The 21,579-nt window shown below is 49.1% G+C and carries 20 protein-coding genes and 1 pseudogene; 4 read left to right on the top strand and 17 right to left on the bottom strand.

The annotated features are described in order from the left end of the window. Nucleotides 1-202 precede the first annotated feature (202 nt). From C3B52_RS02230 to C3B52_RS02220, 3 genes are all read right to left on the bottom strand, one after another. Nucleotides 203-1,096, bottom strand: coding sequence for an AEC family transporter (locus tag C3B52_RS02230; RefSeq protein WP_103104450.1), 894 nt, complete (start codon nt 1,094-1,096; stop codon nt 203-205). Between the two features lie 153 nt (nt 1,097-1,249). Continuing rightward, nucleotides 1,250-2,215, bottom strand: a complete 966-nt coding sequence (locus tag C3B52_RS02225) for a carbohydrate kinase family protein (protein WP_103104449.1) — start codon at nt 2,213-2,215, stop codon at nt 1,250-1,252. Nucleotides 2,216-2,284: 69 nt separating this feature from the next. Beyond that, nucleotides 2,285-2,980: a Crp/Fnr family transcriptional regulator gene (locus C3B52_RS02220; protein WP_164684670.1), complete on the bottom strand. Its 696-nt coding sequence runs from the start codon at nt 2,978-2,980 to the stop codon at nt 2,285-2,287. Nucleotides 2,981-3,096: 116 nt separating this feature from the next. Between C3B52_RS02220 and C3B52_RS02215 the strand changes: the two genes are divergently transcribed. Next, nucleotides 3,097-3,438: a DoxX family protein gene (locus tag C3B52_RS02215; protein WP_235615571.1), complete on the top strand. Its 342-nt coding sequence runs from the start codon at nt 3,097-3,099 to the stop codon at nt 3,436-3,438. Between the two features lie 66 nt (nt 3,439-3,504). Here the strand turns inward: C3B52_RS02215 and C3B52_RS02210 are convergent, their stop codons facing one another. From C3B52_RS02210 to C3B52_RS02190, 5 genes and pseudogenes are all read right to left on the bottom strand, one after another. Beyond that, nucleotides 3,505-4,512 (bottom strand): glutaminase, encoded by a 1,008-nt coding sequence (locus tag C3B52_RS02210; protein ID WP_103104644.1) that lies wholly within the window; start codon nt 4,510-4,512, stop codon nt 3,505-3,507. A 75-nt stretch (nt 4,513-4,587) separates the two neighbouring features. Continuing rightward, on the bottom strand, nt 4,588-6,009 hold the full coding sequence (locus tag C3B52_RS02205; protein WP_103104447.1) for a M20 family metallopeptidase: 1,422 nt from the start codon (nt 6,007-6,009) through the stop codon (nt 4,588-4,590). Beyond that, the gene (locus tag C3B52_RS02200; protein WP_103104446.1) at nt 6,006-7,238 is read right to left on the bottom strand and encodes an MFS transporter; all 1,233 of its coding nucleotides are present in this window, start codon (nt 7,236-7,238) and stop codon (nt 6,006-6,008) included. The genes C3B52_RS02205 and C3B52_RS02200 overlap by 4 nt, the downstream gene beginning before the upstream one ends. Nucleotides 7,239-7,485: 247 nt before the next feature. After that, nucleotides 7,486-8,784: a hypothetical protein gene (locus C3B52_RS02195; RefSeq protein ID WP_103104445.1), complete on the bottom strand. Its 1,299-nt coding sequence runs from the start codon at nt 8,782-8,784 to the stop codon at nt 7,486-7,488. 142 nt (nt 8,785-8,926) lie between these two features. After that, nucleotides 8,927-9,085: pseudogene (locus tag C3B52_RS02190) on the bottom strand (alkaline phosphatase); the annotation flags it as partial. Nucleotides 9,086-9,229: 144 nt separating this feature from the next. Between C3B52_RS02190 and C3B52_RS02185 the strand changes: the two are divergent. Beyond that, entirely contained in the window at nt 9,230-10,021 is a 792-nt protein-coding gene (locus tag C3B52_RS02185; protein WP_103104444.1) for a DUF2935 domain-containing protein, read from the top strand. Nucleotides 10,022-10,181: 160 nt separating this feature from the next. On the opposite strand, the gene C3B52_RS02180 is transcribed toward C3B52_RS02185, so the two are convergent. Further along, nucleotides 10,182-11,186, bottom strand: coding sequence for a D-cysteine desulfhydrase (locus C3B52_RS02180; RefSeq protein WP_103104443.1), 1,005 nt, complete (start codon nt 11,184-11,186; stop codon nt 10,182-10,184). Nucleotides 11,187-11,680: 494 nt separating this feature from the next. Here C3B52_RS02180 and C3B52_RS02175 point away from each other — a divergent pair, with 494 nt between their 5' ends. Beyond that, nucleotides 11,681-12,565 carry a GNAT family N-acetyltransferase gene (locus C3B52_RS02175; RefSeq protein WP_103104442.1) on the top strand — a complete coding sequence of 295 codons (885 nt, stop codon included), beginning with the start codon at nt 11,681-11,683 and terminating at the stop codon, nt 12,563-12,565. An 11-nt stretch (nt 12,566-12,576) separates the two neighbouring features. Further along, the gene (locus tag C3B52_RS02170; protein ID WP_103104441.1) at nt 12,577-13,773 is read left to right on the top strand and encodes an MFS transporter; all 1,197 of its coding nucleotides are present in this window, start codon (nt 12,577-12,579) and stop codon (nt 13,771-13,773) included. Between the two features lie 99 nt (nt 13,774-13,872). Here C3B52_RS02170 and C3B52_RS02165 read toward each other — a convergent pair whose 3' ends face one another. The 8 genes from C3B52_RS02165 to thrC form a co-directional block, all read right to left on the bottom strand. Continuing rightward, nucleotides 13,873-15,003: an aminotransferase class V-fold PLP-dependent enzyme gene (locus tag C3B52_RS02165; protein ID WP_103104440.1), complete on the bottom strand. Its 1,131-nt coding sequence runs from the start codon at nt 15,001-15,003 to the stop codon at nt 13,873-13,875. Between the two features lie 23 nt (nt 15,004-15,026). Next, nucleotides 15,027-15,797 (bottom strand): HpcH/HpaI aldolase family protein, encoded by a 771-nt coding sequence (locus C3B52_RS02160; RefSeq protein WP_103104439.1) that lies wholly within the window; start codon nt 15,795-15,797, stop codon nt 15,027-15,029. A 95-nt stretch (nt 15,798-15,892) separates the two neighbouring features. Then, nucleotides 15,893-16,555 (bottom strand): bifunctional 4-hydroxy-2-oxoglutarate aldolase/2-dehydro-3-deoxy-phosphogluconate aldolase, encoded by a 663-nt coding sequence (locus tag C3B52_RS02155; RefSeq protein WP_103104438.1) that lies wholly within the window; start codon nt 16,553-16,555, stop codon nt 15,893-15,895. Between the two features lie 28 nt (nt 16,556-16,583). Continuing rightward, the gene (locus C3B52_RS02150; protein WP_103104437.1) at nt 16,584-17,528 is read right to left on the bottom strand and encodes a sugar kinase; all 945 of its coding nucleotides are present in this window, start codon (nt 17,526-17,528) and stop codon (nt 16,584-16,586) included. Between the two features lie 35 nt (nt 17,529-17,563). After that, on the bottom strand, nt 17,564-18,319 hold the full coding sequence (gene kduD / locus C3B52_RS02145) for a 2-dehydro-3-deoxy-D-gluconate 5-dehydrogenase KduD (RefSeq protein WP_103104436.1): 756 nt from the start codon (nt 18,317-18,319) through the stop codon (nt 17,564-17,566). Beyond that, the gene (locus C3B52_RS02140; RefSeq protein WP_103104643.1) at nt 18,316-19,368 is read right to left on the bottom strand and encodes a zinc-dependent alcohol dehydrogenase; all 1,053 of its coding nucleotides are present in this window, start codon (nt 19,366-19,368) and stop codon (nt 18,316-18,318) included. The genes kduD and C3B52_RS02140 overlap by 4 nt, the downstream gene beginning before the upstream one ends. Nucleotides 19,369-19,403: 35 nt before the next feature. Beyond that, entirely contained in the window at nt 19,404-20,363 is a 960-nt protein-coding gene (locus C3B52_RS02135; RefSeq protein ID WP_103104435.1) for a C-terminal binding protein, read from the bottom strand. Between the two features lie 15 nt (nt 20,364-20,378). Beyond that, nucleotides 20,379-21,560, bottom strand: a complete 1,182-nt coding sequence (gene thrC, locus C3B52_RS02130) for a threonine synthase (RefSeq protein ID WP_103104434.1) — start codon at nt 21,558-21,560, stop codon at nt 20,379-20,381. Nucleotides 21,561-21,579: the final 19 nt, after the last annotated feature.

The raw sequence follows: 21,579 nt of genomic DNA, 5'->3' as shown, positions 1-21,579 counted from the left end.
AAATTATTGCGATACAAATAGCTTATCATTTACTTAGCATAACAACAATTTTGAAAATTCGTGATATCAACCGTTCTTACGTGGTCAGAGCCAGTTAACCGTAATGACCGGTCCTATTCGTATGAATACTCCCATATCCTTCCGCATGCTAGCCAATTGGTTGCTAATAATCTCCATATTATGTTCCCTGGTCACACTCTCTTTAGTGCAAAAGGTTTAGCAAAAAAGTTAATGTCCCAACGCTCATCACTGTCGTCACGAGCACACTGCTGGAAACAAACTGTGGACGCATATTAAACTGAATCGCATAAATTGCGGTTGTCGCAGCAGAAGGCATCGCAGCTAAAATAATTAATACTTTTTGCAAAAGCGGATCGATCGGGAAGAACAGGCAAATCACATACGCCAAGATCGGTGAGGCAACCAAACGGATCACACTTGCTGCGCTAAGCCCCTGCCACTCAAAGGTACGCGATGACACATTCGCCAGCTGCATTCCAAGAATGAGCATGATGACGGGAATAGCCGCCTGCGCTACGAGATCGATCGCTTGGTAGTAGCTCTCCGGAATGACCACATTCAGTTGCTGAAGCAGAATCGCAAGCACGACAGCATAGTTGGACGGCTGCTTGAAAATCGCTTTGACTGCTGTAGCGACTCCGCCTCCACCTCTGGAAGCAAAATACACGCCGAAGACGCCCATGATGATCGAATGAAAAACCATAATCTGTACAGCATAGACAAATCCGGCATCTCCATAGGCAAAGAGGATGATTGGCGTCCCGTAATTCCCGCTGTTCATAAAGGCAGTCGACAGCATCAACGCGCTTTCCTGCTGTTTATCGTAGTGAAAGAAGCGCGCAGTCAGCTGTGTGATGAGGATCAATGCCCCCAAAAGCAGCATGGAAATGACGACGATGTAGAACAGCTGCAAATCGAGCTGCGTTTTGTAAAAGGTGCGGAAAACCAGAGCCGTCGTCAAAATGTAGATCGCTAGCGTCGAAATCGGCTTGAGATCAAGCTTGAAGATGCGCTGCAAAATATAACCGCTGAGAAAAATCAGTAACACAGGCAAAATGACTTCAAGAAAAATCATGATGAATACCTACTTCCCCCATCAAGTAACTTTCTTCCTTTAGTATAGCAGAGGTACTCGGGAAAATGCGGAATTATCATACTACTAGCCCTGCTCAATTGTCCTGCTTTTGTGTGGAGAAGGAAACAGGAGAAAACGCTCCAGGCTCTCTTATTATCGTGTATTTTGCTCTATGAACCTCTCCACTTCTTCCAGTGTCGGCATGGCGGGAATGGCTCCTGTCTTCGTCGTGGCAAGTGCGCCGACGGCATTGGCAAAGCGAATCATTTGTTCCAGCTCTGTCTGTGAGAGTGTCGCGATGTCTTCTTTTGCCTCCAAAATTTGATACAGCATGCCGCCGAAAAAAGCATCCCCCGCACCAGTCGTATCAACTGCATCAATCTTGAAGCCACGGACAATTCCACTGTGATTTTGCGTGCGATAAAAGCAGCCTTTTGCCCCGAGCGTCACCAGAATGAGCTGGTTTCCATACTCCTGAATCAACCAATCTGTAGCTTCATTCACGTTACCAGTGGGCGTCAAAAAAGCAACCTCTTCTTCGGACAGCTTGACGATATTTGCTTGGCTGATCCCAGACAGAATGATTCTTTTCGCTTCATCTTCATCGTCCCACAGAGATGCTCGATAATTTGGATCAAACGAAACGAGGCGCTGGTTGTTTTTCGCAATCTCCACTGCTTTTCTCGTTGCTGCTCTCGCAGGCTCATGCGTCAGCGAGAGGGAGCCAAAATGAAAGAGACTTGCCCTAGCAACCAGCTCCGCATCGATGTCTGTATCACGCAGCAGCGTATCTGCTCCCGGATTGCGATAAAAATGAAAGGAACGATCGGCATGTTCGTTAATATGTACAAAGGCAAGCGTGGTCGGAGCTTCGCTTGTCATGATCAGACTCGTTACCCCAATGTTCAAGTCGAGCAAGGTCTGCTTCAAAAACTGACCAAAAGCATCGTTCCCCACAGCCCCGATAAAAGAAGTCCTTTTGCCTAAACGCGATAATGCAGTCAGTACATTCGCCGGTGCACCTCCGGGGTTTTGCTCAAAAGCGATTTTTCCTTTTTCCGCATGTGGCGTAGGGGTAAAGTCAATTAATAGCTCCCCGCAAGCAGCGACATCCAGCATATCGTTCTCTCCCTTTTCCTTGATGCTTTTACGTTATAGCATCGATTTTTCCTCACCGTTATAAGAAAACTATCTGCATACTTCCCATGCCATTTTCAATCGTTCGGGATGAACACGAAGAGGTTTGCGCAGTCCTTCCTTACTGACGATACCCTCTGCTGCAAGCTCGGTTAACTGCTCGGAGACAGTTTCACGGATGCTACCCATCATGCTTGCCAGCTCCTGATGCGTCAGCTTCACCTCCAGCTCAATCCATTCCTGATTTGTACCCGAGCCGAACTTTTCCGAGAGCTTGTGCAGCAAAAAGAGCAATCTTTTTCGCACGCTCCCGTATGCCATATGCTCCATCATCTCTTCAACCTCTTTCAGGCGTGTCGAGATAATCTCGATAAAATGCAGGGCCAGCTCCGGCTTTTCCCGCATCAGCTGTTCAAACTGCGGCTTGTTAATCGTACAGATGACGCAGTCCTCCCACGCCTCGGCATACATGTTTTCGGAGCTGATTGTGAAGGACCCGATTTCCCCGAATATGTGACCGACACCCAACAAGTCTACGGTCAGCTCTTTTCCGCCCTCTGACAGCTTATATAAACGGACCATTCCTGACTTGACCAAATACAAGAGCTTCCCGCCATGCTGGGGGGAAGCAATGATGGTTCCTTTTTTGATTGTGTTCATCGGTGTAATCGGCTCGATCTGTATGAGCTCCTCTTTGCTCAGCTTTTGAAACAAATCGACCCGCGATAAAAACTTGCTCTTGTCCACCCAAGTGCCCCTGCCTCTCCCAGTGTAGTCTGCCCTACATATTCGGCGTGCTTTGTTCCATTATACTATGTCTGGAAAGCAGAACGATGGGCTTTCTATTGAAAGGAGTGCATAGCTTGAGTATCCTTACAGCCATTTTTCAAGTTATTTTGTTTGGCATGTTTACCTTTTCAGCGAGCTTGAAATTTTCCCGCAGCAAATCGATGGTCCAGCATTGGAACGAGTATCGGTACCCGTTCTGGTTTATGGATGTCATCGCTTCGTTAGAGCTCCTCGGAGCAATCGGAATGCTCGCTGCCTTTTGGGCGCCGGCTCTTATGAAGTATGTCGCAGTCTTGTTTATCATCTTAATGCTCGGTGCGATTCATGCCCATCTGTTCCGGGCTGGGCACAAGCCAATCATGGCAATCAACGCTTTCTTCATGCTTCTGTTCTCTGCTGTACTCATCTTTATGTAGTGTGAACAAAAAACTCGCCATCCTCTTGGCGAGTTCTTGTTGCTTATGCCTTGACAGCTTGATTGTTTAGTAAATCGAAAGGTCCCAATCGCGAGCAATCTGCCCTAGCAGCGCTGTTCCGGCCACACTGTTTCCGTACTGGTCAATAGCGGGGCCGTAAACACCAATTCCGCAGCCATCGCCAAATGGCGTCTCTCCCTTTCTTCCTCTTGGAGGGACGGCAGCCATAATCCCGCCAGATACTCCGCTCTTGGCTGGCACTCCGACAAAGGCGGCGAAATTGCCAGAAGCATTGTACATCCCGCAGGTTACCATCAGCGCTTTCGTCAGTCGCGCTATTTCTTTGGAGAAAAGCTGCTGCTGGCGAAGCGGATGGTAGCCGTCATGGGCTAAAACAAGCCCGATCATCGCGATATCTTCTGTCGTCACCTCTATGGAGCATTGGCGGATGTATACCTCCAGTGCTTCTTCCGCTGGGCAGCCAAGGAAGCCCGTCGCGGTCAAATAATGTGCGAGGGCACGATTTCGATGGGCTGTCTTCCACTCGGACTCGTACACTTCCTCGTTGATTTGATGCCTCCGTCCTGTCATGCTCTCGATAATAGACGTCAGAGAATCGAATTTTTCCTGCGTCGAATGGCCTTGCAGCAGGGAAGAGACCGTAATCGCTCCAGCATTGATCATCGGATTAAAGGGTCTGCCTGGCTTGTGCATCTCCAAGCGAATCATAGAGTCAAACGCATCCCCAGTAGGCTCAACATCCACTTTATCCAGCACATGCAGTATTCCGTGATGCATGCAGACAGCGATGAAGCTGATCACCTTTGAAATGCTTTGCAAAGTAAAGGCTGCCTCCCAATTACCCGCTGTCAGTTTTTTTCCGTCTTGACCAATGACGCAAATTCCTAACTGTTCTGGATTCGCTTTTGCCAGAGCAGGAATGTACGCAGCGCATTTACCCTTACTTGCATCTCCACGAAACCGCTCCACCCATCTCTCCAAGTCAGTTTGCACCTGACTTTGCTTTGTGGTCGTCTCCTGAATTTTCCCCGATGTGTGCTGAACCCCCTGCATTTCCACTCTTCCCTTCATGCTGACCAAAATATCTCTCTTGCATATCATCGAGGATGCTCCAACCCCTGAAGGCTACTATGCCTTTTTCGGTGGATGTATGTCGTCTGGAATCAAGGAAGTGTATGCTTCCCCTTCCAGGCGCTCCTGCCACTCCGCTTTTGCCTGTTCGATTATCTCCGGATTTTCCATCGCCTCAATCGCGGTAGAAGCCATCACTTTTCCAGCTTGCAGCATCCCTTTGTGAGCAATCGGCATCGCACCTTGCGATACGACCTGCCACGTATGGAAAGGGGTTCCGAGCGCCCAGCATGTCGTCATGCACTGCATCGTCGGTACGACCCAGCTTACGTCTCCGACATCTGTTGAGCCAGACAGTGTAAACTCATACGCTGGAAGCGGCCCGATGATATCGGCTATCGCCTTGTCTTTTAGCTGCTTTGCCGTTTCCTTGTCGACCCCGGCAAGTGCGGCACGCAGGTCTTCTGCTGACAGCGACTCCTGAATCTTTTTCGCAAAATGCTGATCCTCCTCGTCATACGCAGGAACACCTACTGCCACCAGATTTTTGTGCATCACCTTGGCGAGTACTGTGTTTGGCACGAGGTTGGACGCGGTTCCTTCAAAGACCGTTTCCATCGTGGTGCCCGTCATCAGGGCTGCTCCTCTGGCAATGTCGTATACTCTTTCATACAGCTCCTTCACTTGCTGCTTTTTCGGTGCACGAATCAAGTAAACGACCTCTGCATATGGCTGCACAACGTTTGGCGAGATTCCGCCCGTATTGGTAATCGCATAATGGATACGCGCTTCGGAAATCATGTGCTCCCGCATGTAGTTGACCCCGACGTTCATCAGCTCGACGGCATCCAGTGCGCTTCGTCCGAGATGTGGAGCCGCTGCAGCGTGAGCGCTTTTTCCATGGAACTGGAAGCGAACGGAGTAGTTGGCGAGCGAGCTGATATTCATGATGCCTGGCGTCGTCGCAGGATGCCACGAGAGTGCAAAATCAACGTCTTCAAACAAGCCTGCACGTGCCAAATACGCTTTTCCAGAGCCGGCTTCTTCTGCGGGACAGCCAAAATATTTCACTGTCCCTTTAAGTCCTGTTTGATGCATATAATCCTTGATCGCAACGGCTGCTGCCAATGCCCCAGCACCGAGCAAATTATGCCCGCAGCCATGTCCGTGTCCCCCGGAAATGATCGGATCGTTCGTAACCATGCCTTTTTTCTGGCTCAATCCGGTCAAGGCATCGTACTCTCCCAAAATCGCAACTATTGGCTTACCCGTGCCAAAGCTGGCGACAAACCCAGTTTCCAGTCCTGCAATCCCCTTTTCCACCTGAAAGCCTTCTGCCTCCAGCGCCTGACACAAATACCCTGCGGACTGATGCTCTTCAAAGTAAATCTCCGGTGTTTCCCAAATTTTATCGCTAACAGTAATAAACGTATCCCGTTTTTGCTCGATTAATTGTGAAATGATTTCTTGCTTGTTCATGCTGTACGCTCCTTTCTAAGTAGCTCACCTTTTTCATAGTTCATCGTCAGAAGTGCCGCAATGCAAATGACTGCAAATACAATCAGCATCCAAAACGCTGCAGCAAACGAACCATTGAATGCATCAACGATAAAGCCAATCGCCAACGGTGTGATGAAGCCGGCGAGCTGTCCGCCTGTATTTACAATGCCCATGCCTGTACCTGTCACCGAAGCAGGCAGGTTTTTCAGGACAACAGAGGGCAAGAGAATGATGACAAAGGAAATGAACAGAGTCACGATCGTTTGATACGTAATGAACATCGCTACACTGGAAGCGTTAAACATCAGATACAGCAGGATCGCTACCAAAACGCAGGCGAGGCTGCCCATTGTTTTTTCTCGTCCCTGTGGCAGCTTGTCCAGCACGTAGCCGCTCGCATACACTCCGACTAACGTTGCGATACCCGGGATCATTTGCAGCCAGCCCAGAGACACAAGATCCAGACCACGCACCTTGACGAGGTAGGTTGGTAGCCAAGTAGCCAGCCCCCAGTTCACTGCGTAAATACTGAAATAGGCGATTAAGAGATTCCACAATAATGGCGTTTTAAACAGCAAGGCAACAGAGCTCTTCTTTTCGTTGGACGTGGAAGCTGCTTCGGAGTTTGAGGCGGCTTCTTCTTCCTTTGGCAGCTTGATATAGCGCCAGTACAAAACCGCAATCACAGCCCCGATCGCCCCAATAATGACGAACATGGTGCGCCAGCCAATGGTGTTGATCAGAGCAGCGGACAAAATCGGAACGAACAGTCCCACGATTGCACCAGAGGAGAGCATGACAGACATTGCTCGTGAGCGCTCTTCCCGTGGATACGCTTGCGCAATGATTTTCGAGCTCGCTGGCTGGAATCCGCCTTCACCAATTCCGAACAGGAAGCGAATGATTACCATAGAAGCCAGTGACCACGCCGCTCCGGTTAACGCTGTAAAAATAGACCACATGACAACGGATGCAATAAGTACTTTTCGTGAGCCGAATCGGTCTGCCAGCCAGCCCCCTGGCATTTGCATGAGCGCATAGCCTGCGAAAAAGCTGCTGAGCAATAGTCCCGTGGATGAAGCGCTAAGCTGCAAGTCTTCCGTGATCGCGAGTACGGCGTAGTTCATCACATAGCGGTCCAGGTTTCCTAATGCCCAGCCTAAAAAGAGTAAAGCCAAAATCCAGTTTCTCGTGCGCGCTGATACCATAACTGTGGATACCTCCTTCTGGTTGCTTTCCATGCTTTTCTCTTAATTTTTGACGAAAGCGCATTCATCCAACTTCATGCTAATCTCCGCCAAAAAAGCGACAAGCAGATTACCTACTTTTTATTTACCGCATAATTAACGACATGTCGCAATTAATACTGTACGAAATTTTGAGACTATTATCAATCTATTTTTTTGTGTGTTCGGGACGTTTTTTTGCAGAAAAAAAGCACCCCATATAGGATGCCTACAACAGTCTATACAGCTTGCTAGGTCTGCCACGTGTCGCTTGGGACTCCTCACCCGAGCACTCCGCCAGCTCTACCGCACACAAATCCGCTACGATTCTTTGCGCATTTCGCTCACTCATCTGAAGGTACTTTGCCAAATCCTTCGTTGTAAAATCTACCCAACCCATTTTTTGCAGCAAGGCGTCCAGCTTTTTGTACGTCTTGACGCTAATGTTTCCCTTTTTCAGCTTTTCCAGAATCTCCGAATCATCGGCCCGATAGGAGTAGACCAGCTCTTCCTCCTGCCCTACCCATTCGACGATGGTGCCGTCATCCTGAACCATGACGATATCTCTCGTCGCTTTTTCTTTGGACTGGCGCAAAGCACGGTGTGCATTCATTTCTGCTGCAAACGCCGTCTCGCCAAACCCGATTCCTACTGCAACGGTCGTATCGGCTTCCTTCGCCAAATACGCTATTGTCTCTTGTAAAATCGGAATTTCGCGCTCGATCGTTCCACGCGAGCTGAAGATGACGTACCTGCCATTTCCTTGCTCCAGAAGGGACCCATCCAATTGCTCGCACAGCTTGATCAGCGCTTCCTTGATCCGCAGCTCGAGATACTGCCAATGATAAGGCGTCTTTGCCCCTTCTTTAATCCGGTCAAATTGCTCTACCTCGATCATCTCGATGCCGATCTGCGTGTCTTTAAAGTACGAGGTTCTGACCTTTTCCACAAAGACTCTCACCGTTTGGTGGATCTCCATTTCACTAGGTGAGATCCAATAGGCTGGAATCCCGGCCTCTACCAGTGCCTGATAGACGGTCGGATAACAAGTCATGGCTCCATCTGTCTTTTTCTCGTTCCAAAGCTCCATATGAAAATCTAGCAGCTCATTGGGGTCGATCGACGCGTCAAACGTCTTCATGTACAAATTACTAACCGAAATGTTGATCGTCCGCAGCGAATCCTCCATGTAGGTCGTTGACAGCAGCATATCGATACTGACACGATCGATGAGCTTGCGCTGGCTGTAGACCATTTCCAAAAAGCCTTTGTAAATGCTCGATTCCGTAGCGTAAATATACTCCATCCGCTTGTCTGTACCCATGGCATTTTTGGCAACCATGTACGGAATCGGTCCGGAAAAAAGCCAGTGATCTACATACTGGTCATTTTCCCGTACAATTTTTTCTGTCTCTTTTGTCTCTGTGTATGGGTATGGAATAAAGTTCATTCCTTGATCAAATTCCTTTGCCACCGCAAGAATTCTCTCTACCGATTTCTTTGGGCCAACCACTCCAATTTTAAACATTGTCTATCCAACCTCTGCGTCTAGTGATACGAACATTGTATACACAAGCACTGACATAAATCCACCCGTCGGCATTGCTAGATACGTCAGGAGAGAAAACAAAAAAGCTGGCGCACCATCACGCCAGCCTCACACATTGCCCTTATTTTTTGCCTTTGCTTCCACCCAAATTCTCAAAAATGACATCTGCGTTTTTCGTGTTATCAATTAGGCCAGAAAGCTTTTCTTTACCTGGACCAAACGCATACACATTGACGTCTTCACCAGCATGGCCGCCAGTTGTCCAGCCTGTAAAGGAGCGTTAGGAATTCGTTAACCAACATTTACACATAAAGATGGGTAAATGCATAGAAATAGATCGAGTTCATCCAGCCGTAAAATCAGTAACGATTGCTGTTCTCGGAGGTGGGATGATCGAAGCAAAGAATGTATTTGGGGGTACGTCATGACAGATGTATTTGTTGACAGATCATTAGAGGAGATACGATTTTGGTCTCGTATCATGAAGGAGCATTCGTTATTTCTAAAATTAGGATTTAATTGTGACGATACGAAATTGATAAACGAAGCCGATCGTTTTTACAGCATTTTCGAAGACATCGAGAACCGCGCACTTGCCTTCACTTCTGATACCGACCCACAGCAGATCTACGAGTTTAACCAGGTCGTTTCCAATGCAGTTAGTCATATTTGGGCATTTAAGCGACATGTACTTGGCCTCATCATTCGGTGTAAAATTCTTGGCAACAACTTCCCCTTGCTAGTGGATCATGTGAGCAGGGAAGCAGCCTATTTCAGGAAACGGCTGACGCAGCTGAATACGGGTACCCTCGATCCACTACCGGATGCTGTGATTAATGAGAACGTATTCTTCCTGCGCATTATGGCTGACCACGCAAAATTTATTAACCATTTACTTGATCCATCAGAAAGAAAGCTCGTTGAGCAGGCACGAGATTTTAGTCATGACTTTGATCAGCTTTTATTCCAGGCTCAAGATCTTGACTCGATGAGACCCCAATCCCAAACGCAGCCACTGCTCGATCAGTTTGTCGATCAAAATCGTGTTTCGGTCCGGCAGTTGCGCGATTTTAAGAAAACAGCTCGCGATCTTATTGAAGCTTGCCGAATCAAAAGCATCATCCCTCCACTGCTTGCAGACCATGTCTTTAGAGAGGCATCGCATTTTCTAGAAATCCTGGATTCTTTCGAAATCGCGCTATCCTCTGCCAAGTAGCTATCGTTTATGTGACGATGGACATATTTTCAACCTGGTCTAGGGTCAACCAGTTTTTGCTCGTGCAAGCATAGATGAATTTTTAGTGTGTCGCTTGAAAAAAAGGAAGAGACAGACCAATCTGACTCTTCCTTTCATGCTATCCGGTTAAGAAATTATTCTATTTGTTCTCAGACAAGAACAAATGTGGTGCCGTATACAAGGCAGGTGAGCCCCCTGTATGCAGGAACAGGACGTGATCCTCTTTTGTAAACTGTCCTTGGCGAATCATACCGATCAAGCCTGCCATCGCTTTACCTGTATAGACGGGATCGAGCAGGATTCCTTCCGTGCGAGCGAGCAGCTGTACGGCTTCAATCATTTCATCCGTAGGAAGTGCGTAGCCTGGTCCGACATACTGGTCTTCACAGCGAATGGCAGACGGTAGAATCTCTCCTGTCAGCCCGACTGTTTCCGCCGTAGCATGGAGCAGCTCAAGCACCTTGGCTTCCTGTGTCGCCCTGTCACGGCTTACGTTGACCCCGATTACCTTTGTATTTGACTGTCTCGCCATGAATCCTGCAATCAGACCCGCTTGCGTCCCGGCGCTTCCTGTCGCCGTCACGACGTAATCAAAAGGAGTTCCTGTCTCCCACGTCTGCTGCTCGATTTCCTCGGCACATGCCATATAGCCGAGTGACCCCACTTCATTGGAACCGCCAACTGGAATTACATATGCTTTTCTGCCTTCCTTTTTCAACGCTTGCGCCAGCTCTTCCATTGCTGCCAGCATATCGCCATCGGATGGAATCACTTTGATTTTTTCGGCGCCAAGCAAATGGAACAGCAAATGATTGCCGCTAGCGAGGGGATTGTAGCCGGTCTCGGGCTCGGTCAAAACGAGCTGACACGCCAAGCCTTCACGTACCGCAGCAGCCAGCGTCAACCGGCAGTGATTTGACTGAACTGCCCCACACGTGATCAGTGTATCAGCACCTTGCTTGATCGCATCCGCTACCAGATACTCCAGCTTCCGCGTCTTGTTTCCTCCTGCTGTAAGTCCCAAAAGGTCGTCACGTTTGATCGAAATGGTTGGTCCTCCCAAAGCCTTGGATAGTCTGTCCAGCTTTTCAATAGGCGTGTTCCCCGTCGTATACTGTCTGCGCTCATAACGGATCGGATTCATGGGTACTCTCCTTTTGCTCAATAATTGATTGATATTAAATACTCGTTCACACAGATGGATTCCTGCCTGGTCATATGCTATCGGAGGAGGATGAATCGTGCAGGCGCAAAAAATGGATTGTAATGAATTTACATATCGCATATAGTGTTAGAGAGTAATTGATTTTTCAACAATCTTGGAGGTGGGGAATATGACAACGACATACGTGAGCTTTATTTCCGCATGCACTCATATTCTAAATCCCCATCTGGCGTACGTGAAAGCCTCCTAGTTTATCTAGCAGGTTCTCCTAGCTGTGCCTACAACACGGGGATAACCCGTGTTTTTTTGTTGCAGCGCTGTACGCGTCCAAGGCTTGGTGTCGTGAAACCAGGTTTGTTTAAGCGAGCCGCCGTGGGGATGGACTATCCCTACGGCTTTTTTCTTTCTGTGCCGTGGGGATTGACAGCTCCACGGCTTTTTCCATTTCTCACTATCATTTGGAGGTTGATACGATGAGTACAATGAACAACACAGGTTTAGTAGCAGCAAAAGGGCTTTCAGAAGAGTGGCTGCAGCAAATTATCCATTTGGCAAAAGTATGCGAGGCACACGACGGCTTTGATTTGTCCATCAATTTGAATGTGTCGATGCTGCAAAGCCGTTCCCCTGAGCAAACGAATGATTTCCTTTATTTTCAGGACGGTACGCTCGTAGGATTCCTCGGGATGTATGCGATTGTCAGCCCAAAAGAAGTAGAGATCAGTGGTATGGTTCATCCAGCTTATCGGAGAAAGGGTATCTTCCGCACGCTTTTCACACAAGCAAAAACAGAATGCGAAAAGCGCGGGGTCACGCAAATACTACTCGTTAGCAATCGAGAGTCTAAGGAAGCGGGTGCTTTTGCAGAAGGAGTAGGCGCTACGTACCACTTCTCTGAATACAAGCTGGATTACACTGCTAGGGCGCCTGTAACTCCGGTGGCAACCGATGATCGTCTTCTGCTTCGCCCAGCCACGAACAATGATTTTCATACACTCGTTGAGATTGGCGTCAGTGGCTTTGGAGACTCAGCCGAGCTCATGACTGCACTGGTTACACGCAATCTGTCTGAGCCTGACTTTCAAACGTATCTGGCTCTGTATGAGTCTGAGCCTGTCGGGATGATTACCGTCAGCGAAGAGGATGGCGCGTTATTCATCTCGGGTTTTTGCGTCAAAAAAGGACTCCAAGGAAAAGGGCTCGGGAGAAAAATTCTTTCGCAGACAGTGGAAATCCTGAATCAACGAGAGCACGAGGGAATTAGCCTGGAGGTCGCTGTCGATAATCAAAATGCCTTGTCACTCTATCAATCTATCGGATTCAAGGTCGTGTCAGTCTACGACTACTATGTCGGATGAGGCTTTCCTGAATGAAAAATCATGCTTGGCGAGATTCAACCGTTATTTTGCTGTTCATCTATTCCTTTTTCACCAAGTTTCATTTGTGGATGCCCATCTATGTTCTGTATTTACAGCAAGAACGAGGCCTGAGTCTGGCCACAATTGGAATCGTGGAGGGAATCGGCTGGGTTGCTGCCGCTTTGGCTGAGGTTCCTGCTGGAATCGTAGCGGATCGCTTTGGTCGCAATCGTGCCCTCATGGTGGGAGCCTTTGTCATGGCTCCTGCTATGGTGCTCTACGCATACACGGACTGGTTCCCGATTATTTGTTTTCTGCAAATCGTATGGAGTGTTGGCGGGAGCTTTCTTTCTGGTGCTGACCAGGCACTCCTCTATGATTATTTGCAAGAGCGAGGTTTGGGAAATTTCTTTTCCAAAGTGGTGAGCTATCAACTAGCCATCATGCGCATTGCCTCAGCGCTTGCAGGAATTATAGGCGGTTGGTTAGCTACCTACTCGCTCGGGCTTCCGTTTATTGTTTGTGGAGTTCTCTCCTTTGGTGCTGGCTGTGTTGCCTTTTTCATCAAGGAACCGCAGCAAACAAAGGAAGCAGAGGCAAAAAAGAACCAGTCTCTCATCCGCTTCTTCCTAAATACCTCATATAAGGTATGGAGGGCAAAGAGCTTGCGCGATGTATTGCTGTATTCGGCTATCCTGGCTGTTCCCGCCTTCTGCTTTACGTTTTTATTCGTCTCTCCCTTCCTGCACGAAAAAGGCATGGCGATCGAATGGCTCGGTCTAGTATTTATATTGATCCAAGGCATGAGTATACTTGGCTCCATCGTCTCCTATCACATGGAGAAGCGATTGGGAGAAGCAGCAACCGTCAGTACATTCACTGTCTTGATGGCTCTGAGTATCCTCATGCTTCCGATCCTGCCTGATTTATCAGGGATCATCTGTATGGTTCTCACCAGCTTTCTTTATTCCATCATCGAGCCTGTCTTGATCAATATGACGAATCAACGAATCTCGGGAGATTCACGCAGTACGCTGCTTTCTTATTCGTCTATGCTGAAAACGATCATTCTGGCAGTCTTGGTTCCTTTTTTCGGCAAACTGGCAGAAGAGGTTGGCTATCCTGTTTTATGTATACTGATCGCGATTGTCCTCATCAGTTTACCTGTCGTTTTCTTACGCAAAGAAAACGGGACGGCTACACCATAATCGGGGGCATATATCTCATGTGACCAATAGCAAATGGCTATCCAATGCCGTGACCAGTCAAATTCAACCGACTGAACGAGCATGGATAGCCATTTCGTTTTACTTGAAGCTTGAAGGATCGGGGAGTAGCTCTATGAATTTCTCCACATCTGCGCTGTCGTTAAACAGGTGGATGGAAGCACGCACTCTCCCATCCCCACCCCATACGTAGACGTCCTGCTGCTGCAAGCGCCCTGCTACCATACTGCCTTGGTCGCATACAATGGATATATTTCCTGCGCGTTGGGACGGCTCGTCAGGTGTCATCACCTCATAGCCTCGTGTGCGCACCTGCTCGATTAATTCATCCCCCAGACGCAGTACATGCTGCTCCACGTTTTCAATTCCTACGTCTGCTAAAAAGCCCGTGCTGTAAGCGAGGGTATACAGTGACGCATAGCTCGGAAAGCCCCGTTCGTACCGCCGGGCATCCTCGTGCAGCGTATACGTTTCAAAGCGATTCGAACCGAATTGCTCCTGGATGCTTCGCCAACCCGGCGTACGGAAAACGAGATCACGGACCCGATCACTCTGATTCACAGCGAGAATTCCTGCGCCATGGATAGAGAGCAGCCATTTATAGGAGCTGCAGACGATGAAATCGGTATCCTCAAGATAGACAGGAACGACTCCCATAGACTGGGTGACATCGAGCAAAAGCAAGGCATCCGTCTTCTTCAGCGACTGATACAATCTCCGATAATCCATTCTGCTGCCAGACATGTAGCTGACATGGCTGGTCATCACAAGTCTGGTTCGATTGTCTACCTGAGCGAGGATATCTTCGATAGAAACCTGCCAATTCGTATGCCCGACGACCCTTACTTCCACCCCCTTTTGCTGCAAGCCTAACCACGGCAAGACACCAGAAGGGAATTCCAGCGTATTGATTATGATGTTGTCTCCCTGACGAAACGGGATTGAGCCAGCAATAATGCCAATCGCTTCTGAAGTATTCGAGATCAAGGCGATATCGTCTGCTCTGCCATGGAGCAGCCTTGCCACGTTTTGCTTGCAGACTGCTTCGACGAGGGTGTTTTTTTCTCTGCCGAGCGGTCCCTTGCTTCTCATATGCAAATATTCGTTGACCGCATCCAGACTTCCGCGCAAGGTAGGCGTCTCAGCTCCACTGTATAGCCAGGTGCAGCTATCCAGTCCTAGAAACAAGGATTTATCCACCAAAGACTTCATGAGCGCCAGATCCTCCTCGAAGATTACTGCGTGTTTTTCAATTGTCCCACCAGGGTACGCGCTGCAGATTGAAGCAATGAGACATCCAGCGCCACAGTGAAATATTGGATTCCGGCTTCGGCCCAAGTCTGTGCCTGCAGGGTCGTTGCAGCGTGAATACCTACAGCGATACCTTTAGCACGTATCGTCTTGATCAGTGAGGCAATCGTATCTGCTACGACCGGATGATCAATTTGCCCTGGATAGCCCAGTGCCTGCGATAAATCCAGTGGACCAATATAGACGACATCGATGCCCGGAACATCAAGAATAGCGTCCAGGTTTTTCAGGCCTTCCTCAGATTCAATCTGAATGATCATGAGGGTATCGTCCTCTGCCTCAGCCAAATGCTGCTCCAAAGGCATCTCGCCCCAGCCGTTTGTGCGCACCGCACCACCGAGTCCTCTCGTTCCAGCTGGGGTGTAACGTGCTCCTTTTAACAGATGTGCACACTGCTCAGCGCTTTCGATTCGCGGCAACACAAAGGATGAATAGCCAATATCCATGATTCGGTACAGGTCCGCTGGATTTTGCGTAGCAGTCCTGACAGCGAGTGGAATGTTGTGGCGATATCCCGCCAAAACCATGTAATCAAGCATTTGCAGGTCAATCGAGCTATGCTCCATATCGACATGCAAAAAATCAAATCCGACATTCCCCAGTGCCTCTACTATGATCGGGGAGGGAATTCTGATCCAGCTACCATACACACATTTTCCTTCTTTTAATTTGCTTTTGATTGGATTGACTGCCATCTGCTTTTTCTCTCCTTTTTTTCATATGTAGAAAAAGTACCCGCTAGGATTGGTAAGCAATTCGTTGCGGGTGCTTGGTCTGCCAGTCGTTTGCTTTATTTGTAGGCATAGGTTTGGCGTGCTTCCTGAATCGCTGCCACATACTGTCTTGCATTGTGCGTAATCCGAGCATAGTTGGCGGTTTCGAGTGTCTCGCGGTCAAACAGATTTCCTCCGATGCCGACTGCAGCTACCCCGGCCTGGATGAATGAAGCGACATTGTCCAGGTTAACACCGCCTGTTGGAATGATCGGAATATGAGGGAAGGGAGCTTTGACATCCTTTATATACTGAACTCCCAGACCTGCTGCTGGAAAGATTTTGACCAGATCGGCACCAGCTTCTATCGCGGTAATCATTTCAGTCGGTGTCATCACTCCGGGAACAGCGATTTTCCCATACCGAAGTGCGGTCTGAATCACATCCTCATGCAGACTGGGACTAAACAGGAAATCAGCCCCGCTTTGAATTGCCAGACCAGCTGTTACTTTGTCAACAACCGTACCCGCTCCGACAATGGCGCGGCCTTTATACTTGGCAGACAGCTTCGCAATCGTTTGGAACGCCCCTTGTGAATCAACGGTAATTTCCAGGGCTGTAATCCCGCCTTCGACGAGGCTGTCGGCAACCTGTTCTACCTGCTCCTCTGGAATCCTTCTGACAACAGCAATAACACCACTCTCAACCAACCTTTTCAAAAGCATGACTTTAGGCAGCATGATAGCTCCCCCTCTCCTATAGGTCCCTTTAGCGCAGCACTTCTTTTCTCTCATCATGGGGTGCAATCCGATTCCAAAACGGATATCCCTCCACATCTCCTACCACAGAAAGGGCAAATGCACCTACACGATTTCCGAGCATGACCGCCTTTGATAGCGACCAGCCACGAAGCAGTCCAGACAGGAAACCCGCTGCAAAACCATCTCCCGCGCCAATCGGGTCCACAATCTCGTGCACAGGATATCCCGGTACGTACTCAGCCGATTCCTGCGTCGCATAAAACGCCCCTTTTTCTCCGAGCTTCAGCACCACTACCTTGGCTCCATTCTCCAATAGACGTGCCGATATTTTCTCTGGCTCGGTTTCCCCGGTCATGATTTCTCCCTCTTCGATCCCTGGCATAACGATGTCGCATCTGCTGGCAATATCCATTAATGCTTCGCGCGCCTCTTCTTTGGACCATAGCTTTAAACGAATATTCGGATCAAACACGACAGTGAGCTGGTTCGCCCTCGCAATCTCAATCGCCCGCTCCATCATCGCTCTGCAGGAAGAGCTGAGCGCTGCGGTAATCCCGGTAAGGTGTAAAAACTTGGCCCCAGCTATATAGTTCTCGTCCAAATCGTCGGCACTCAGTTGGCTTGCTGCCGAGCCGTTGCGATAATAGTAGACTTTTGGTTCATTGTTTGCCTGCCGCTCTTTGAAAAAGACAGCTGTTGGATACTTTTCATCGAATACAACCCGGGAGGTATCGACGCCTTCTCCCCGGATAAAATTGCGAACGTATAAACCGAACTCGTCATCACCCAATCTGCTGACCCAGCCTGCCGCATGACCTAATCTGGCTAGCGCAATAGCTACATTGGATTCCGCACCACCGATTGTTTTTTCAAACTTGGTTACATACCGCAATGGACCAACAGACCCTGGAGTTAGGAGAACCATGGTTTCTCCTATTGTTACTACGTCCATACTTGCACGTCCTCCCTCAACATGTGCTGCAATCATTATCTGCCCAGCCAGCCGCCATCCACTGCGAGTACATGACCGTTCACATAATCGGATGCTTGTGAAGCAAGAAAGACGACGCTTCCTTTCATATCCTCTGCCCTTCCCCAACGCCCCGTGGGAATTCTTTCGAGAATCTGGCGATTGCGTGTTTCATCCTTGAGCAAAGCTTCATTCATGTCCGTAGCCATATATCCTGGCGCAATCGCATTGACCGTAATTCCATGAGCGGCCCACTCATTCGCGAGTGCTTTCGTCAATTGTGCAACACCGCCCTTGGCTGCAGCGTAGGCAGGCACCCGCATTCCTCCCTGAAAAGATAGGAGTGACGCGATATTGATGATTTTGCCGCGCCCCTGGGTGATCATTCGCCTCCCCGCTTGCTGGCAGAGAATAAAAACCGTTTTCAGGTTTACATCCAGCACATCGTCCCAGTCTGCTTCCGCAAAATCCTCTGCAGGAGAACGCCTTTGTATCCCCCCGTTGTTGACCAGGATGTCCACCTTTCCATATACGCGATCAACCTGATCCATAACCTGTTTGACCTGTTCCATTTCCGCCAGATCACACAAAATAATTTCGCACCGACTCCCGACTGTCTCTATTAACTCTTTTGTCTGAGTGTCCGCAGCATTTCGTTGCACCAGAGCGATATCCGCTCCTGCCTCTGCCAAAGCAACTGCCATAGCCTGACCGAGTCCTCGAGTCGCACCTGTGATGACGGCTACCTGTCCGCTCAAATCAAACATGGTCATTGCTCTCCACTTCCTGTTCCACTGCTGACCTCTTCCTCCTGATCGATCGCAATCAGAACCTTGACGGCATTTCCGCCGGAGAGCAGCATATCAAATCCGGATTTTACGTCTTCAAGCGGCATAACATGGGTGATCAATTTTTCAAAGTCAAACGGCTTTTCGAGCAGCTGTGCAGCTATTTCGAAATCTTTTGGCGTATACACGCGGACGCCTTTGATCGTAATTTCTTTGAACATCGCTTGCAGCAAATCGATCGGTGCAGGCTTTTTATAAGCGGCAACAACGACAGCCGTACCGCGTATTTTCGTCGCGTGCGTCAAGATTTCGGATACGGACGGATGGCCGGCGCAGTCAAAGGAAAAATCTGCACCGTTCCCTTCTGTTTTCATGTGCACCTGTTCTACGATTCTGCCATCCTTTGGATCAATCGTTTCAAAGCCCAAATCTTTGGCCATTTGCAGACGGAAAGGATTGGTTTCCGCTACGATTACACGTCCAGCTCCGAGCAGCTGCAAAGAAACGGCTACACACATCCCGATCGGTCCTGCACCAAAAACAAGTGCCGTATCACCTGGAACAAAGCCGGATTGCCGAACCGCATGGACACCCACTGCCAGTGGCTCGATCAAAGCACCTGCCTTGAGGGACACATTGGTTGGCAGCGCATGAATCGTTTCTACCGGAGCGACCACATACTGGGCCATGGAGCCATCACAATCGATTCCTACTAGCTGGAGGTTTTTGCACACATGACTTTTCCCCATCTGGCACGGCTCGCACTCTCCGCAAAATAAGAGCGGGCGGACAGTTACCGGCGTACCTGCCGGCAAAGTGGGATGCCCCTCAAGTAATGTCCCAGAAAGCTCGTGACCAATGATGAGCGGCCCCTTCGCACGTGGATGCGCGCCCACAAAAATATTTAGATCGGTTCCGCAAATCCCTGTATAGCTCACCTTTATCAATGCCCAGCCTGCTGGCGGAGTCGGTACTTGTTTTTCTTCTACGCGAATGTCATTTGCCCCGTAGTAAACAGCGCTTTTCATAGTCATCCTGGTACGCTCCTTATCATTCATGAACATCCCTCTTATAGCTGGTTCACTGGATAATGTGGTTTTTCTCCTGACAAAACACGCACGGCTTCTTCCGCCGCTTTTCGCTTTAATTCATCAAATGCCTGCTCGGAATACCAGGCGACATGCGGAGTAATGATGCAGTTCTCATGCTTGAGCAGCGGATTATCTGGTTTTGGCGGCTCCAACTCCATGACGTCGAGTGCTGCCCCGGCGATCCACCCTTCGGCAAGCGCCTGATCCAGTGCGGCCTCGTCAATGATCGAGCCTCGTGCTGTATTGATGAGATAGGCGGAGGACTTCATGGCCTGCAGCTCTTTTGTACTGAACAAATTTTTCGTCTCATCTGTAAGCGGACAGTGAATCGAAATGATATCGGAGCGCTCAAGCAAGTCTTCAAACGTGACGCGCTCGACAAAGGAAAGGGAATCCTCCCTAATGTTTCGATGATCGTAACCAATTACGTGAAATCCTGCCCCGTGCGCCTTTTTGGCAAAGGCACTGCCGATTCGACCAAGACCGACGACACCAACTGTTTGTCCACGCAATCGCAAAATCGGACGGGAAATGCTAAAATCCCATTCTCCTTTGCGGATCGCATTGCCGAGGAGCAGCGTCTTGCGCGTAAGTGTATACATGAGTGCCAAAGCGTGATCGGATACTTCATCTACTCCGTAATCAGGTACGTTGCAAATCTGAATGCCATAATCAGTAGCTGCTTGTACGTCTACATTGTTTACACCTACACCGTATCGCACGATGACCTTGCAGCGTGGCAGCTTGCCGAGTACATTGCGTGTCAGAGGAGCGTACTGGTTCAGCAAGCCATCTGCATCTGCGCAGTGCAGGATCACTTCTTCCTCTGTTTTGCATTCATGCAGAACCATCTGTGCAGAAGCATTCTGGATGACATTTTGTTCAATTTCCACTGATGGATGATCACAGTCTGTAATTCCTATCGTGATGCTGCTCATGCCATTTCCACCCCTCTATTTGTCTAGCACTTCCAGCAGTTGCTCCATGCTATCGTCAATGGTAGGTACTTCCCTCGCAACGCGGACATTTCCCATATCCTTTAATCCGTGTCCAGTCAAAACAACGACCACGGAATCATTTTCAGAGATTCGCTGTTCCTCCAAGCTTTTCATCAGTCCTGCTATGCCTGCTGCCGCAGAAGGCTCTACAAAGACCCCTTCCTCCTGGGCTAACAGAATTTGCGCCTCCAATATTCGGGCGTCTGATACATCTGACACAAATCCTTTTGATTGCACTGCGATCTGTAGTGTATAGGTTCCATCCTTTTCATAACCGACCAATCCGTCTGCAATCCCGCCCGCAATCGTTTGTGGATTGGGCTCTGAACGAACCACTGACTCGCCCTGATCAAACGCTTTTGCGATCGGATTATTTCCTGCTGCCTGGATTCCTGCCATTCTGGGAAGCTTTGCTCCCGGATGATACCGGTGATGCTCCAAATATCCTCTGTAAATACCAATCAGCAATGGTCCGGCCCCAATCGGTACATAGATTACATCAGGAACCATTCCATTCATCTGTTCATACAGCTCATAGGCTACGAGCTTGTTTCCCTCCACCGTGTACGGATTCAGAAGTGTTGTCGTCAAATTAAAAATGTTCTGACTCTGACCAAGCTGCTTCGCCAGCGAAAAACAGTTGCTGTACGGCCCTTTCACACGGATGACCTTGGCTCCGTAAGCGAGGGTCTGCCTTACCTTTTCAAGCGGTGTGGATTCTGGGACAAGGATGATTGCTTGAAGCCCCGCACGTGCAGCATAAGCAGCGACTGAGGCAGCTCCATTTCCACTGGAAGCAGCAATGACTTGCTGAAAACCAAATTCTACTGCCTTCGAAATCCCGATGGATACAGGGCGATCTTTGAAAGATCCAGTAGGATTCATGAATTCACATTTGAGCAGCAGCGTCTTGATGCCCAGCCTTTTCGCAAGCCGTTGAGCCGATAGCAGCCTGGTATTGCCTTCCCCCAAATGAATCCGATTCTGCTCGGAAACCGGGAGCAAAGCACTCGAGCCATCCGCTTGCGCAATCGCATAAGTAACCTTCAGGATTCCCCCGCACTCCCCACACTCGTACAGGGGGGCGAGAGGATACGCCTTATGACAAACGACACATGTTAAGCCAGTTGCATGCATGTTGGCACCCCCTGCCTGC

Source organism: Brevibacillus reuszeri, assembly GCF_002897295.1.
Classification (GTDB): Bacteria; Bacillota; Bacilli; order Brevibacillales; family Brevibacillaceae; genus Brevibacillus; species Brevibacillus reuszeri_A.
The sequence above is the reverse complement of the archived record's forward strand: the minus strand, read 5'-3'. Positions and strand labels throughout refer to the sequence as shown.

Coding starts and splice junctions, on each gene's coding strand:
- C3B52_RS02230 (WP_103104450.1), bottom strand. CDS start 1,096: ATGATTTTTCTTGAAGTCATTTTGCCTGTGTTACTGATTTTTCTCAGC.
- C3B52_RS02225 (WP_103104449.1), bottom strand. CDS start 2,215: ATGCTGGATGTCGCTGCTTGCGGGGAGCTATTAATTGACTTTACCCCT.
- C3B52_RS02210 (WP_103104644.1), bottom strand. CDS start 4,512: ATGCAGGGGGTTCAGCACACATCGGGGAAAATTCAGGAGACGACCACA.
- C3B52_RS02205 (WP_103104447.1), bottom strand. CDS start 6,009: ATGAACAAGCAAGAAATCATTTCACAATTAATCGAGCAAAAACGGGAT.
- C3B52_RS02200 (WP_103104446.1), bottom strand. CDS start 7,238: ATGGTATCAGCGCGCACGAGAAACTGGATTTTGGCTTTACTCTTTTTA.
- C3B52_RS02195 (WP_103104445.1), bottom strand. CDS start 8,784: ATGTTTAAAATTGGAGTGGTTGGCCCAAAGAAATCGGTAGAGAGAATT.
- C3B52_RS02185 (WP_103104444.1), top strand. CDS start 9,230: ATGACAGATGTATTTGTTGACAGATCATTAGAGGAGATACGATTTTGG.
- C3B52_RS02180 (WP_103104443.1), bottom strand. CDS start 11,186: ATGAATCCGATCCGTTATGAGCGCAGACAGTATACGACGGGGAACACG.
- C3B52_RS02175 (WP_103104442.1), top strand. CDS start 11,681: ATGAGTACAATGAACAACACAGGTTTAGTAGCAGCAAAAGGGCTTTCA.
- C3B52_RS02170 (WP_103104441.1), top strand. CDS start 12,577: ATGAAAAATCATGCTTGGCGAGATTCAACCGTTATTTTGCTGTTCATC.
- C3B52_RS02165 (WP_103104440.1), bottom strand. CDS start 15,003: ATGAAGTCTTTGGTGGATAAATCCTTGTTTCTAGGACTGGATAGCTGC.
- C3B52_RS02160 (WP_103104439.1), bottom strand. CDS start 15,797: ATGGCAGTCAATCCAATCAAAAGCAAATTAAAAGAAGGAAAATGTGTG.
- C3B52_RS02155 (WP_103104438.1), bottom strand. CDS start 16,555: ATGCTGCCTAAAGTCATGCTTTTGAAAAGGTTGGTTGAGAGTGGTGTT.
- C3B52_RS02150 (WP_103104437.1), bottom strand. CDS start 17,528: ATGGACGTAGTAACAATAGGAGAAACCATGGTTCTCCTAACTCCAGGG.
- kduD (WP_103104436.1), bottom strand. CDS start 18,319: ATGACCATGTTTGATTTGAGCGGACAGGTAGCCGTCATCACAGGTGCG.
- C3B52_RS02140 (WP_103104643.1), bottom strand. CDS start 19,368: ATGACTATGAAAAGCGCTGTTTACTACGGGGCAAATGACATTCGCGTA.
- C3B52_RS02135 (WP_103104435.1), bottom strand. CDS start 20,363: ATGAGCAGCATCACGATAGGAATTACAGACTGTGATCATCCATCAGTG.
- thrC (WP_103104434.1), bottom strand. CDS start 21,560: ATGCATGCAACTGGCTTAACATGTGTCGTTTGTCATAAGGCGTATCCT.